Source organism: Curtobacterium sp. SP.BCp (assembly GCF_051903255.1).
Taxonomy (GTDB): domain Bacteria; phylum Actinomycetota; class Actinomycetes; order Actinomycetales; family Microbacteriaceae; genus Curtobacterium.
The window spans coordinates 2,587,285-2,600,175 of sequence record NZ_CP194338.1 but is presented as its reverse complement, the minus strand read 5'-3'; the positions used below and the strand labels follow the sequence as shown (position 1 = coordinate 2,600,175).

The following is a 12,891-nucleotide window of genomic DNA, read 5'->3' as shown; positions in this document are numbered from 1 at the left end:
ACCCCTTCGCCGACGCGATCCTCAGCGGCCAGATGGCCGTCGCGCTGCCCGTGGCGGCGCTCGCGGGACTCGTGTCGTTCCTCTCGCCGTGCGTCCTGCCGCTCGTCCCGGGCTACCTCGGGTACGTCGGCGGCGTCGCGGAGGGCGGGCAGCGCAAGGGGCGGGTCGTCCTCGGTGTGCTGCTGTTCATCCTCGGCTTCACGGCCGTCTTCGTCGCGTACACGACGGTGTTCGGGGCGCTCGGGTTCTGGCTCGTCCGGTGGCGCGACCTCATCACGCAGGTGCTCGGCGTCGTGGTCATCCTGATGGGCCTCGTGTTCGTGGGGCGCTTCACGTTCATGCAGCGCACCATCAAGCCGAGCTGGACGCCCGCCACCGGGCTGGTCGGCGCGCCCCTGCTCGGCATCGTGTTCGGCCTCGGGTGGACGCCGTGCCTCGGCCCGACCCTCGCCGCGATCAACCTGCTCAGCGTGCAGTCCGGCAGCGCCTGGCAGGGCATGTGGCTCGGGGTGGCGTACTGCCTCGGCCTCGGCATCCCGTTCGTCCTGGTCGCGCTCGGCGCCGGCTGGGCGACCGGGGCGATCCGGGCCGTGAAGCGCCACATGCGCACCGTCAACATCATCGGAGGAGCGATCCTGATCGTCATCGGTCTGCTCATGGTCACCGGCATCTGGTCGGCCGTCATGTCGAGCCTCGGGGCGGTGATCCAGAGCTTTGTCCCGGCAGTCTGACCACGACGGCACGGCAGCGCAGGACGGCGCCGACGCGCAAGACGGCGCCGACGCGCAGGACGCGGCGACCGACGCGCAGGAGGGCACCGACCTCGTCTCCGACCCGCAGCGGCCGTCCGACCACGTCGACAGTGCCCCCGCGCCGCGCGAGCGGATCGCCCCGGGCGGCGCCGACGTCGCGCAGCCGAAGCTCGGCCTCGTCGGGTACCTCCGGTTCTTCTGGCGCCAGCTGACGAGCATGCGCACGGCGCTGTTCCTGCTGATGCTGCTCGCGCTCGCGGCCATCCCGGGCTCGCTCGTCCCGCAGCGCACCGCCGACCCGAACGGCGTCGTGCAGTACAAGTCCGACCACCCCGCGCTCTACCCGGTGCTCGACAAGCTCCAGGTCTTCGACACCTACACGTCCGTGTGGTTCTCGGCGATCTACCTGCTCCTGTTCGTGTCGCTGATCGGGTGCATCGTCCCGCGCACGAAGCACCACTGGCAGGCGCTGCGCACCCGGCCGCCGAAGACCCCCGTCCGGCTCGGCCGACTCGCGGGCTTCCAGTCGGTGCCGGTGGACGCGACCAGCGTCGGGACCGGGGCCGACGGAGCGGACGCCGCCACGGGCCTCCCGTCCGTCGACCACGCGGTGACGCGCGCCGCGGCGATCCTGAAGCGCTCCGGCTACCGCGTCGAGCGCTTCGGCGACTCCGTCAGCGCGGAGCGCGGCTACCTGCGTGAGACCGGCAACCTCGTCTTCCACGCCGCCCTCGTCGGGGTGCTGCTCGCCGTCGGCGTCGGCGGCGGCTTCGGGTTCACCGGTCAGCGCCTGCTCGTCGAGGGGCAGACGTTCTCGAACAGCCTCGTGGCCTACGACTCCTTCAACCCCGGACGCTGGTTCCAGCAGTCCGACCTGCAGGGCTACAACCTCAAGCTCGACAAGTTCGTGACGAAGTACGAGGAGAAGAACCTCAACGCCCTCGGACAGGCGCTCGACTACGACGCCACCGTCACGACGACGACGAAGAGCGGCCAGACGAAGACCCAGCGGCTCGGCGTGAACGACCCGGTCTCGATCGGCGGGACCAACGTGTACCTGCTCGGCAACGGCTACGCGATGCAGGTGACCGTCCGGGACGGCAAGGGCAACGTGGCGTTCAAGGACGTCGTGCCGTTCCTGCCGCAGGACGCGAACTACACGTCGGTCGGCGTCATCAAGGTGCCGGACGCGAAGCCCGACCAGCTCGGGATCCAGGGCTTCTTCTACCCGACGGCGCAGGAGATGTCGACGGGTGCGTTCACCAGCACCTACCCGGACACCGAGAACCCGCTGCTCAGCCTGCAGGTCTACACGGGCGACCTCGGTCTCGACGACGGCGTCCCGCAGAGCGTCTACACGCTCGACACCAGCGGGCTGAAGGAGATCGCGGGCACCCGCGCGGACGCGGCCTCGGTCCAGCTGGAGCCGGGCCAGACGAAGCAGCTCCCGGACGGCGCCGGGTCGATCACGTTCGACGGGGTGAAGCGCTACGTCTCCCTCGACGTGCACCACGACCCGTCGCAGCTCTGGGTCGGCGGCTTCGCGCTGCTCTCGACCCTGGGCCTCCTCACCTCGCTGTTCGTGCCCCGCCGCCGCGTGTGGGTGAAGGCCGTCCCGCGGAAGGGCGCCGAGCACGGCGAGTACGACCTCGAGTACGCGGGGCTCGCCCGCGGTGAGGACCCCAACCTCGAACGTGCGGTCGCGGAGATCGCCAAGCGGCACGTGTCAGACCTCGGCGTTAGGATGCCCCAGTGAACATGACCGCGACTCTGGCCAGCTACTCGGTCGTCCTGACGTACTCGGCGATGGCCGTCTACGTCATCGCGTTCATCGCGTTCGCGCTCGACATGGCGAAGCGCGCGGGCAAGGTCGCAGCGGGTGAGACCACCGCTGCGGCCCCGTCCGCCGCTGCCCCCGACGAGACCGTCGCGACGGTCCGCGGCGGCACGGTCGTGCTCGAGAAGGTGGACGCCGGCACCCCGGCCGACCCGACGAAGCGCGGGACGAAGTTCGAGCGCGTCGGCATGGCGATGATGATCCTCGGGGTCATCCTGCACATCGGCGCCGTCGTGCTCCGGGGCATCGCCGCGGACCGCGTGCCGTGGGGCAACATGTTCGAGTTCTCCCTCACGGGGACGGCACTCATCGTGCTGATCTTCCTCGGGGTGCAGCTCTGGCAGAACCTCAAGTTCCTCGGCGTGTTCATCTCCGGTCTCACGCTCATCCTGCTCGGCGTCGCGACGGTGAACTACTACGTCCCCGTCGTCCCGCTCGTGGCCGCGCTCCAGTCGTACTGGCTCGTCATCCACGTGTTCGTCGCCATCGCCGGCACCGGGTTCTTCGCCCTGGGCGCCGGGCTCGCGGTGTCGCAGCTCGTGCAGACCTACCGCCAGGGCCGTCCGGTCTCGAAGAAGCTGCGCTTCATGGAGACGCTGCCCGACGCCGACCGGCTCGAGGTCCTCAGCTACCGGGTCATCCTCGTCGGCTTCGTCCTCTGGACCTTCACGCTCATCGCCGGCGCGATCTGGGCCGAGCGGGCCTGGGGCCGTTACTGGGGCTGGGACACGAAAGAGGTCTGGACCTTCATCATCTGGGTCCTCTACGCCGGCTACATCCACGCTCGGGCGACCCGCGGCTGGCGTGGCGCACGCTCGTCGTGGCTGGCGCTCATCGGTTTCGGTGCGGTGATGTTCAACTTCTCCGTCGTCAACGTCTTCTTCAAGGGCCTGCACAGCTACTCGGGCCTGTGAGCCCTGGGCGCTGACGCGCCACGACCGGACGGGAGGCGCAGTGCCAGCCGGCACCGCGCCTCCCGTCGTCCTGTGCGTGCGTTCGGCGTGCTCAGTCCGGCCGTCGGCGGGATCCGGTCACGACTCCCCGGCTGCGCGCACTCACGCGGTCACGAACGGTCGCCCCGGCGTCCGGACACCGACGTTCCGCGACCGGTGGTCGGGCGTGAGCGGGGTGTCGTGACCGGCCCCGCGAGCCGCGTGCCGATCAGGCGGCGAGCACGGCGTGCACACGACGGACGCGGTCGAGCCACCACGCGGTCCGCTCGGGCGACGCCGCGTGCCGTTCGAGCAGGCCCCGGTCGACGTCGACCCGCCGCACCGCGATCCGCCCGTCGACGGGGAGCAGCGGGTCCGCCGAGACGTCCGCCGCGAACATCGCCGCCGTCCCGAGTCCGGCCGCGAACCCGGGTGCCATCGAGCGCGCCGCGAGGAACGCACCCATCCCGAGTCCGACCGAGGTGTCGAGCGCACTCGAGACCACACAGGGGAGCCCGGCATCGGCGACGATCGCAGCAGCGGCCGTCACGCCACCGAGCGGCTGCGCCTTCACCACGAGGACGTCGGCGGCCCCGGCCCGGGCGACGGCGAGCGGGTCGGAGGCCTTGCGGACGCTCTCGTCCGCCGCGATCCGGACGCCGAGGCCGTCGATGCGCGACCGCAGCTCGGCGAGCTCCGGGACGCTCGCCACCGGCTGCTCGGCGTACTGCAGGTCGAACACCGCGAGCCGCTCCAGCGCGGCGGCTGCCTGCTCGACGGACCAGAGGCCGTTGGCGTCGACCCGGACGGCGGCGTCCGGGCCCATCACCCGTCGGACCTCGGCGACGCGTGCGACGTCGTCGTCCAGGGTCGTGCCGGGCTCGGCGACCTTGACCTTGGCGGTCCGGCAGCCGGGGTACCGGGCGAGCAGCTCGGCGACCTGCGCGGCACCGATCGCGGGCACGGTGGCGTTCACCGGCACGGAGTCGGACGCTGCCTCGTGCGCGGTCCACCCGAAGCCGACGGCGGCACGGAGCCACGCGGCTGCTTCGGCGTCGTCGTACTCGACGAACGGCGAGAACTCCGTCCACCCCTCGGGGCCGCGGAGGACGACGGCCTCGCGGGTGCTGATCCCGCGGAACCGGACGCGCATCGGCAGGGACACCACGTGGGCGTCGGCGAGGAGTTCAGCGAGGTCGGGGAGCACGATGACCATCCTCCCAGGAGCGTCCAGGGTGCCCCACGGTTGTTCGGAGGGGACCGCCAGCGCAGCGCACTAGCATGCGACGGTCGGCCACGGTCGGCGCAGACGTCGGCGGGGCCCGAGCCCGCCGGACGACCGACGTAGAGGGAGGCTCGGTGTCGCCGGATCCGCAGCGAGGAGCAGCACCACGCGGTGCGACTCCGCAGCAGCGCGCCACCGCAGCGCAGCAGCGTGCAGCGCAGCAGCAGCGGACGGCCCAGCAGCAGCGGACGGCCCAGCAGCAGCGGGCAGCGCAGCCGCAACGGGCAGCGCAACCCCGAGCAGCCGAACAACAGCGGGCAGCGCAGGCCCGCACCGCCGCCCGGACGCAGACCCAGCAGCAGCGGGGCGGCGCCGTCCAGGCCCGCTCGGCCGGAGCCGCCCGCTCGACCGGTCAGACCGACGAGTTCGCCCGGCTCATGCAGCGGAACACCGTGGACCTCCGCCACGCCCGCGGTGCCACCCGTCGTCGTCGCAACCCCCTGGTCGGCAAGATCGCCCTCGGCCTCGCCGTGGTCTGCGCCGCCATCGACGCGAGCGCCTTCGCCGTGTTCGTCGGCGGCGACACGACCTTCGCGTTCGGCATCTGCTTCGTGACGGTGTTCCTGACCCTCGTCGCCGCGGTCCTCGGGTTCATCGCGGCGGTCGGCTCGCTCGGCCGCTGGTACGGGGCGATCGGTGTCGTGGTGGCGTTCCTCGCCAACCCGGTGATCCTCATCGTCCTGATCGTCGTCGTGGCGCCGGAGCTCCTCACGGACATGGGCGGCAGCGCGATCTGACCGGGAAGCACCGGCAGAGCACCGGCAGCCCGGCGGTACGTTGGAGGCATGCCTGCCCCTGTCTCCGACCTGTTCGATCCCGACGTCTGGACCGAGGCTCCGATCGCGGAGCACTTCACCGACATCACGTACCACAAGCACGTCTCGCAGGGGATCGTCCGCGTCGCGTTCGACCGTCCCGAGGTCCGGAACGCCTTCCGCCCCCGCACGGTCGACGAGCTCTACCGTGCCCTCGACGACGCACGGCAGGACCCTCGGGTCGGTGTCGTCCTGCTCACCGGCAACGGCCCGAGCCCGAAGGACGGCGGCTGGGCGTTCTGCTCCGGCGGCGACCAGCGCATCCGTGGTCGGAGCGGCTACCAGTACGTCGGCGACGAGGGCGCCCCGCCCGAGGGCGTCGACCCGGCCGCGGCGCAGGCGTCGATGGGGCGCCTGCACATCCTCGAGGTCCAGCGGCTCATCCGCATGATGCCGAAGGTCGTCATCGCGGTGGTGCCCGGCTGGGCAGCCGGTGGCGGGCACTCCCTGCACGCGATCTGCGACCTCACGATCGCGAGCGCCGAGCACGGCCGGTTCAAGCAGACCGACGCCGACGTGGGGTCGTTCGACGGTGGGTACGGCAGCGCCTACTACGCGAAGCAGATCGGGCAGAAGTTCGCCCGCGAGGTCTTCTTCCTCGCCCAGGAGTACTCCGCCCAGCGCGCGTACGAGATGGGTGCCGTGAACGCGGTCGTCCCGCACGAGGACCTCGAGCGTGAGGCGATCCGCTGGGGCGAGATCGTCCTCGGCAAGTCGCCGACGGCGATCCGGATGCTCAAGTACGCGTTCAACGCGGTCGACGACGGCATGGTCGGGCAGCAGGTGTTCGCGGGCGAGGCGACGCGCCTCGCCTACGGCACCGACGAAGCCGTGGAGGGCCGCGACTCGTTCCTCGAGAAGCGCAAGCCCGAGTGGACCTCCTTCCCCTGGCACTACTGATGCCCCGCCCGCTGGTCGCGCTCGGCACGTCCGACCCCTCCGCGGTGCTGCGCGGCCTGGAGGCAGCACTCGCCGGCGGCCCCGCCCTGCTCCCCGTCGCCGAAGGTGCTCCAGCGCTGCCGACACCGCCTCCGGCCGACGTCCCCAGGCGGGTCGCCCTGGTGGTGGAGACGAGCGGATCGACGGGCACGGGCAAGCGGGTGGCGCTGTCGTCCGAGGCACTGCTCGCCGGGGCAGCAGCCGCCGACGCGGCGCTCGGCGGACCGGGACACTGGCTGCTCGCCCTCCCGACGCACTACATCGCCGGGCTCAACGTCCTGACGCGGTCGATCACCGCGGGGACGACGCCGGTCCTCGTGCCTCCGGGGCACTTCGACCCGGCGGCCTTCGCCGACGCCGCGGACCGGCTCGTGACCGACCGTTCGGCTCCGAACCGGTACACCTCGCTCGTGCCGGTCCAGCTCGCCCGGGTGCTCGACGACGAGCGGGCCACCGCGGCCCTCGCGGGGTTCGACGCGGTGCTCGTCGGCGGGCAGGCGACGCCCGAGCCGCTGCGCGAGCGTGCCCGGTCCGCCGGGGTGCGTATCGTGACGACCTACGGCGCGAGCGAGACGAGCGGCGGGTGCGTGTACGACGGCACGCCGCTGGGCCCCGTGCACACGACGGTCGACGACGGCGAACTGCTGCTCGCGGGACCCGTGCTGGCCGAGGGCTACCTCGGCGACGAGGAGCGCACGTCCCGGGCGTTCACCGAGCTCGACGGGCAGCGCTGGTACCGCACGGGCGACGCCGGGGCGGTGGTCGACGGTCGGGTCCGCGTGACCGGTCGGCTCGACGACGTCGTGATCTCCGGCGGCGAGAAGGTCCCGCTCGGCGCCGTCGAACGGATCGTCCGCGGACTGCCGGGCCAGGACGGCGCGGTCGTCACACGACGGACCTCGGGGGAGTGGGGCGAGGTGCCGGTGGTGGTCACCGAGCGTCCGCTGGACCTCGACACCGTCCGCGAAGCCGTCGGCGCCGTGCTCGGCCGCGCCGCCCGACCGGCCGACGTGGTGGTGGTCGACCGCCTGCCGATGCTCGCGACCGGCAAGCCGGACCGCCGGGCGCTCCGCGCGCTCGTCGACCCGGCCACCTGATCGGGCGGGTCGACCCGGTCCGGCGATCCGTGCCTCCCGTCCGGTACCCACGCCGTCGGCGCACGGACGGTCGTCGTCCTCATGGTGATCGCCGGTACGATGATCGGCCGTGGCACGATCGAAGCAGCAGAGCCGTCCCAAGGGCCGGAGTGGCAACCCCGCGAAGGCCGCAGGCCTGCAGCGGGGCGGACAGCGGAAGGCGACCGCCCGCGACTGGATCGGCGGCGCCCGGCTGCGGACCCTGACGCTCGGCGTGGTCCCGGTGGTGCTCGGCACGGCCGTCGCGTTCGTGGACAGCGGTGACCCCGGCGACTTCGGGGACTACCTGACGAAGGACGGGCACCTCGCGATCGCCATCCTCGCCCTCGCCGTGGCTCTGTTCCTGCAGATCGGCGTGAACTACAGCAACGACTACTCCGACGGCGTGCGCGGGACGGACGAGTACCGGGTCGGACCCGCTCGACTGACCGGCGCGGGCATCGCGAAGCCCCGCACGGTGCTGACCGTCGCGCTGACGTTCTTCGGCCTCGCTGCCGTCGCTGGACTCGTCATCGTGGTGCTGACCGGCCTCTGGTGGATCCTGCTCGTCGGGGCGGCCGCGATCGTCGCCGCCTGGTTCTACACCGGCGGCAAGCGGCCCTACGGGTACAACGCCCTCGGCGAGGTGTTCGTGTTCGTGTTCTTCGGCCTCGTCGCCGTGCTCGGGACGCAGTACACGCAGATCCAGCAGGTGACGACGAGCGGCTGGGCGGCGGCCGTCGCTGCCGGGTTCTTCGCCTGCGCCGTGCTCATGGTGAACAACATCCGCGACATCGACGAGGACCGGGCGGCCGGCAAGCGGACCCTCGCGGTGGTGCTCGGCCGGACGGTCGCGCGCACGCTGTACGGCCTGTTCCTGATGCTCCCGTACGTGGTGCTGCTCTGGTTCGTGCTGCTCTACTTCCGCACCGGGCTGACGTACTTCTCGCTGCTGCTCGCGCTCCCGGCCCTCGTGATCGGGGTCTCGACGCGGAAGCCGCGCGAGCTGATCACGGCTCTGCAGCTCTCGTCGTTCGCGTCGCTCGCGTACGGCGTGGTGCTCGGCATCACGCTCGCCGTCCAGCCGTAGCGCGTCGAGCGGGTGCGGCGCGCCGCAAGCCCGACACAATGCGGTCCGTGCCCGCACAACCGAAGTCACCCCGAACCAGCGGAACGCGCGGTTCGGGGTGACTCCGGTTGTGCGAACGGCGCTCGCACCACGAACACGGCGCGCCCGCGCCGCCGCGCCACGTCAGGCGCCGCCGCGTCAGGCGTCGTCGCGACGCGTGGCGTGCCGATCGGCGTCGGAGACGGGCTGCTCGCGCGGGGCCTCACCGTCGGCGGCGTCCACGAAGTCGTCCTCGAAGTCGGTGTCGGCGTCGTGTGCCGGCCCCGGTCGACGCTCGGCCAGGCTCAGCGCGACCCGGTGGCGGAGCTTCCCGAGGGCGATGTACGACACCAGCAGCCCCACGAGCGCGGCGACGATCGTGGCCCAGTACCAGGGCATCGGCGTCAGGACGAGCAGCAGCACGAGGGCGGCCGCGAAGACGCCGAGACGGGCCAGGGTGTAGAGGAGCCACGCTTTCACGCGACAAGTGTACGAAGCTCCGGATGGCAGGTGCTGTACAGGCGCCGTGCCTAGACTCCGTGCATGGTCCGACTGTGGCTCGTCGTCGTCGTCGCCGCCGTGGCGTTCACGGTGTGGGCGGCGATCGACTGCGCCACGATGCCCCGCCAGCGCGTGCGTTCCCTGAGCCGCGGCGTGTGGGTCCTGCTCGTGATCGTCCTCCCCGTCGTCGGCGGTGTCCTCTGGCTCCTGCTCGGTCGGGCACCCGCCGGTCCGGGCCCCGCGCAGCGGTACCGTGGACCCGAAGACGACCCGGACTTCCTCGGCGGCGGAGCCACGCCCCCCGAGCGGTCCCGCACGGACAAGGACCAGGACGACGCAACCCTCCGAGACCTCGAAGACCAGTTCCACGACCGGGACGCCCGGGACGACGACGGACGCCAGAACGGCTGAGCGCGACCCAGTCAGCAGCACGCCGGCCGACACCGCCAGCGTGCGCCGCAGCCCGGCGACCGACTTCGCCGTCGCGCTCCTGCAGGAACTCGCGCGTACGGGTGTCACGGACGTCGTGGTCAGCCCCGGCTCCCGGTCGCAGGCCCTCGCGCTCGCGGCCGTCGCACTCGAGCGCGCTGGTGGCACCACCGTGCACGTGCGGCTCGACGAGCGGACGGCCGGGTTCTTCGCGCTCGGCCTCGCGGTCGAGACCGGTCGCCCCGCCGCGGTCGTCACGACCAGCGGCACGGCGGTCGCGAACCTGCACCCGGCCGTCCTCGAGGCGCACCACTCCGGCGTCCCGATGATCGTCCTGAGCGCCGACCGCCCGGACGAGCTCCGCGGCATCGGCAGCAACCAGACGACCGTCCAGCCGGGGATCTTCGGGCCCGCGGTGTCGTTCGTCCGCGACGTGCAGGCTCCGGTGGCCGACACCACCGCCGACGAACTCCACCGCACGACTCGCGAGCTCGCCCGACAGGCCGTCGCCGCCGCGTCCGGGCACGAGGGCCAGCCCGGACCGGTGCAGCTCAACGTCGCCCTCCGCGAGCCCCTGTCTGCCGGGCTCGCCGACGGTGCCGTCGCGGCCGTGCCCCACGACGAGGTCGACACCGCGTACGCCGCGCGCCGACAGCACACCGGCCTGCCCGTCGCCGAGCTGACACCGGACGAGGAGCCCGCGACCGTCGTCATCGCCGGGCACGACGCCGGTGAGGACGCCGAACGGATCGCCTGGGAGCTCGGGGCACCGCTCATCGCCGAGGTGTCGAGCGGGGCCCACTTCGGTCGGCACCTCGTCGTCGCCTACCGGCAACTCCTGCAGGACCCGGCGTTCGGCGGCGCCGTCCGTCGCGCCGTCGTGCTCGGACACCCCACGCTCAGCCGCGAGGTCCCCACGCTGCTGCAGCGGGCCGACGTCGAGACGATCGTGGTCCGCGCACCGGGAGCCGACGTCTACGACCCGGCCCGTGCCTCCCGGCCGGACGCGGCGACCACGGTCGTGTCCGGCGTCCGCGTCACGGGCCGCACCACCCCGGCGCACCGCGCGTGGGTGGGTCGCTGGGTGGTCGCGAGCCGCGCGCTGCTCGGCGAGGGTGACGCCGCGCCCGACCTGGACGCGAAGCGGTCGCCCGACCGCGCCGAGCGGAACCGGTTCCTCCGCGACGAGGTGGCGCTCCGCCGACGCCCCGTCGACCGAGCGATGCTCGCCGAGGCCGTGTGGGGCGTCACCTGGCCGCACGACCGGCTCGTGCTCGGCGCGTCACAGCTCATCCGCGTCGCGGACGGACGGGTCCCGGGCAAGAAGCTGCGTGTGCACGCCAACCGCGGACTCGCGGGCATCGACGGCACCGTGTCGACCGCCCTCGGCATCGCGGCGGCGCTCGAACGGTCGTCCGCCTCGATCGGGACGACCCGCGTGCTCGTCGGGGACCTCACGTTCCTGCACGACCTCGGTGCCTTCGTCACCGGGACCGCGGAGCGCACGCACCGGGTGCAGGTGGTCGTCGGCAACGACGGCGGCGGGGCGATCTTCCGGGGGCTCGAGGTCGCGGCCACCACGCCCGAGGCCGACATGACCCGCATGATGAGCACGCCGCAGCACGTGGACGTCGAGCGGGTGGTCACCGGGCTCGGGTGGGAGTACCGGCGTGCCGCGACGTGGGGTGACCTGGAGCAGGTGCTGACGGACCCGACCGAGCGGCTCGTCGTCGAGGTGCCGCTGGCCGACTGAGCGGCGTGGGCCGTGTGGTCTCGCTGGTCGCGTCCGTCGGGCGCTGGTCGTGGCGGCCTGGAGGCACGGCGCCGGCCCGCCACGCGCCTCCCGTCCGGCGGGTGGCGCGGCCGTCAGGCGAGGGCGTCGGTGATCGGGCGGAACTTCAACGCGGTCTCGGCGACCTCGCGCTCCGGGACCGACCCCGCGACGATGCCCGCACCGGCCCAGGCCCGCACCGTCCGGTCCGGGGTGATGCGGGCGCTGCGGAGCGCGAGCATCCACTCGCCGTCGCCGTTCGCGCCCAGCCAGCCGACCGGCCCGGCGTAGCGTCCGCGGTCGACGCCCTCCAGCTCCGAGACCAGCCGCACGGCGACGTCGGTCGGGGTGCCCGCGACGGCTGCGGTCGGGTGCAGGGCGTCGGCGACGTCGAGCGACGTCGTCCCCGCGGGCAGGGTCGCCTGCACGTCGGTCGCGAGGTGCCAGAGGTTCGGCAACTGCAACCGGAACGGCTCCGGGTCGGCGCGGAGGTCGGTGGCGAGGGGACGGAGGGCGGCGAGCAGGCTCTCGATCGCGAAGGCGTGCTCCTCCACGTCCTTCGTGCTCGACGCGAGGGCCTCGGCGGCGGCGCGGTCCGACACCGGGTCGTCACCGCGTGCGGCGCTGCCGGCGAGCACCCGCGCGGACACCCGCGTGCCGTCGGTGCGGGCGAGTGTCTCGGGCGTCGCTCCGACGATCCCGTCGACGGCGAAGGTCACGCACTGCGGGTAGGCCTCGGCGAGGTCGAGGAGGAGCGCGCGCTGGTCGGCGTCCTCCGGCAGCGTGCCGACGAGGTCACGGGCGAGGACGACCTTCCGGGCGTCGCCGGCGCCGATGCGGCGGACGGCCTCGGCGACCGAGCGGGCGTAGGTGTCCTCGTCGATCCGTCCCGGCGTGAGCGCCACCCGGACGTGACCGCCCACGCGGGGGACCGGCACCGAGGTCCGGCGGAACGCCAGCGGTGCCGGGTCGGGCGTCGTGTCGACGGCGGTCAGCCAGGCCTTGCCGCGACGACGGCCGATGACCACGCGGGGGACGATGAGCACGCTCGTGTCGGCGGAGTCGTCCGCGAACGCGAAGGCACCGAAGGCGACGAGGCCGGAGCCGCGGAGCTGCACGGGGTCGTCGACCTCGGCCGACGCGACGACGTCCCGCCAGAGGGCCGAGGCATCGCGCATCCGGGACGGCCCCGTGAACTCGAACCGCAGCGCCTCACCGATCCCGACGATCCCGTCACCACCACGGACGAAGGCAAGCGGGGCGTCGTGCAGGGTGTGGCGGAGGACGTCGCCCGGGTCGTCGAGGATCCGGGTCGAGACCGTCAGCGGCGGGGCGGCCGTGGTGGTTCGGGGCACGCACCGATCGTACGCGCAGCACCCCTGCCGGTCGCGTCCGGGCCACGCGCCG

The 12,891-nt window shown here is 73.0% G+C and carries 12 protein-coding genes; 9 read left to right on the top strand and 3 right to left on the bottom strand.

What is annotated here, in order from left to right; all coding sequences use genetic code 11:
- Positions 1-32 precede the first annotated feature (32 nt).
- From ACRQ4C_RS12235 to ccsB, 3 genes are all read left to right on the top strand, one after another.
- Positions 33-731 (top strand): cytochrome c biogenesis CcdA family protein, encoded by a 699-nt coding sequence (locus ACRQ4C_RS12235; RefSeq protein ID WP_400413594.1) that lies wholly within the window; start codon positions 33-35, stop codon positions 729-731.
- A gap of 154 nt (positions 732-885) precedes the next feature.
- Positions 886-2,508: a cytochrome c biogenesis protein ResB gene (gene resB, locus ACRQ4C_RS12230; RefSeq protein WP_439690904.1), complete on the top strand. Its 1,623-nt coding sequence runs from the start codon at positions 886-888 to the stop codon at positions 2,506-2,508.
- Between the two features lie 2 nt (positions 2,509-2,510).
- Positions 2,511-3,503 (top strand): c-type cytochrome biogenesis protein CcsB, encoded by a 993-nt coding sequence (gene ccsB, locus ACRQ4C_RS12225; RefSeq protein ID WP_439688818.1) that lies wholly within the window; start codon positions 2,511-2,513, stop codon positions 3,501-3,503.
- A gap of 247 nt (positions 3,504-3,750) precedes the next feature.
- Here the strand turns inward: ccsB and ACRQ4C_RS12220 are convergent, their stop codons facing one another.
- Positions 3,751-4,737, bottom strand: a complete 987-nt coding sequence (locus ACRQ4C_RS12220; RefSeq protein ID WP_439688817.1) for an o-succinylbenzoate synthase — start codon at positions 4,735-4,737, stop codon at positions 3,751-3,753.
- A gap of 143 nt (positions 4,738-4,880) precedes the next feature.
- Here ACRQ4C_RS12220 and ACRQ4C_RS12215 point away from each other — a divergent pair, with 143 nt between their 5' ends.
- The 4 genes from ACRQ4C_RS12215 (at position 4,881) to ACRQ4C_RS12200 (ending at position 8,765) form a co-directional block, all read left to right on the top strand.
- Positions 4,881-5,543, top strand: coding sequence for a hypothetical protein (locus ACRQ4C_RS12215; protein WP_439688816.1), 663 nt, complete (start codon positions 4,881-4,883; stop codon positions 5,541-5,543).
- Positions 5,544-5,591: 48 nt separating this feature from the next.
- Positions 5,592-6,521, top strand: a complete 930-nt coding sequence (locus tag ACRQ4C_RS12210; protein WP_290131204.1) for a 1,4-dihydroxy-2-naphthoyl-CoA synthase — start codon at positions 5,592-5,594, stop codon at positions 6,519-6,521.
- Complete coding sequence (locus ACRQ4C_RS12205; protein ID WP_290131205.1) at positions 6,521-7,657, top strand: AMP-binding protein; 1,137 nt, start codon at positions 6,521-6,523, stop codon at positions 7,655-7,657. Before ACRQ4C_RS12210 ends, ACRQ4C_RS12205 begins: the two co-directional genes overlap by 1 nt.
- 109 nt (positions 7,658-7,766) lie before the next feature.
- Positions 7,767-8,765, top strand: coding sequence for a 1,4-dihydroxy-2-naphthoate polyprenyltransferase (locus tag ACRQ4C_RS12200; protein WP_290131206.1), 999 nt, complete (start codon positions 7,767-7,769; stop codon positions 8,763-8,765).
- A 177-nt stretch (positions 8,766-8,942) separates the two neighbouring features.
- Here the strand turns inward: ACRQ4C_RS12200 and ACRQ4C_RS12195 are convergent, their stop codons facing one another.
- Complete coding sequence (locus tag ACRQ4C_RS12195) at positions 8,943-9,263, bottom strand: DUF4229 domain-containing protein (RefSeq protein WP_290131207.1); 321 nt, start codon at positions 9,261-9,263, stop codon at positions 8,943-8,945.
- A gap of 63 nt (positions 9,264-9,326) precedes the next feature.
- Between ACRQ4C_RS12195 and ACRQ4C_RS12190 the strand changes: the two genes are divergently transcribed.
- Both ACRQ4C_RS12190 and menD read left to right on the top strand, forming a co-directional pair.
- Positions 9,327-9,695, top strand: coding sequence for a PLDc N-terminal domain-containing protein (locus ACRQ4C_RS12190; RefSeq protein ID WP_439688815.1), 369 nt, complete (start codon positions 9,327-9,329; stop codon positions 9,693-9,695).
- A 40-nt stretch (positions 9,696-9,735) separates the two neighbouring features.
- Positions 9,736-11,466, top strand: a complete 1,731-nt coding sequence (gene menD, locus ACRQ4C_RS12185; RefSeq protein ID WP_439688814.1) for a 2-succinyl-5-enolpyruvyl-6-hydroxy-3-cyclohexene-1-carboxylic-acid synthase — start codon at positions 9,736-9,738, stop codon at positions 11,464-11,466.
- 113 nt (positions 11,467-11,579) lie between these two features.
- On the opposite strand, the gene ACRQ4C_RS12180 is transcribed toward menD, so the two are convergent.
- The gene (locus tag ACRQ4C_RS12180; RefSeq protein ID WP_439688813.1) at positions 11,580-12,839 is read right to left on the bottom strand and encodes an isochorismate synthase; all 1,260 of its coding nucleotides are present in this window, start codon (positions 12,837-12,839) and stop codon (positions 11,580-11,582) included.
- Positions 12,840-12,891 lie beyond the last annotated feature (52 nt).

Coding starts and splice junctions, on each gene's coding strand:
- ACRQ4C_RS12210 (WP_290131204.1), top strand. CDS start 5,592: ATGCCTGCCCCTGTCTCCGACCTGTTCGATCCCGACGTCTGGACCGAG.
- ccsB (WP_439688818.1), top strand. CDS start 2,511: ATGACCGCGACTCTGGCCAGCTACTCGGTCGTCCTGACGTACTCGGCG.
- ACRQ4C_RS12220 (WP_439688817.1), bottom strand. CDS start 4,737: ATGGTCATCGTGCTCCCCGACCTCGCTGAACTCCTCGCCGACGCCCAC.
- ACRQ4C_RS12235 (WP_400413594.1), top strand. CDS start 33: ATGGCCGTCGCGCTGCCCGTGGCGGCGCTCGCGGGACTCGTGTCGTTC.
- ACRQ4C_RS12190 (WP_439688815.1), top strand. CDS start 9,327: ATGGTCCGACTGTGGCTCGTCGTCGTCGTCGCCGCCGTGGCGTTCACG.
- ACRQ4C_RS12205 (WP_290131205.1), top strand. CDS start 6,521: ATGCCCCGCCCGCTGGTCGCGCTCGGCACGTCCGACCCCTCCGCGGTG.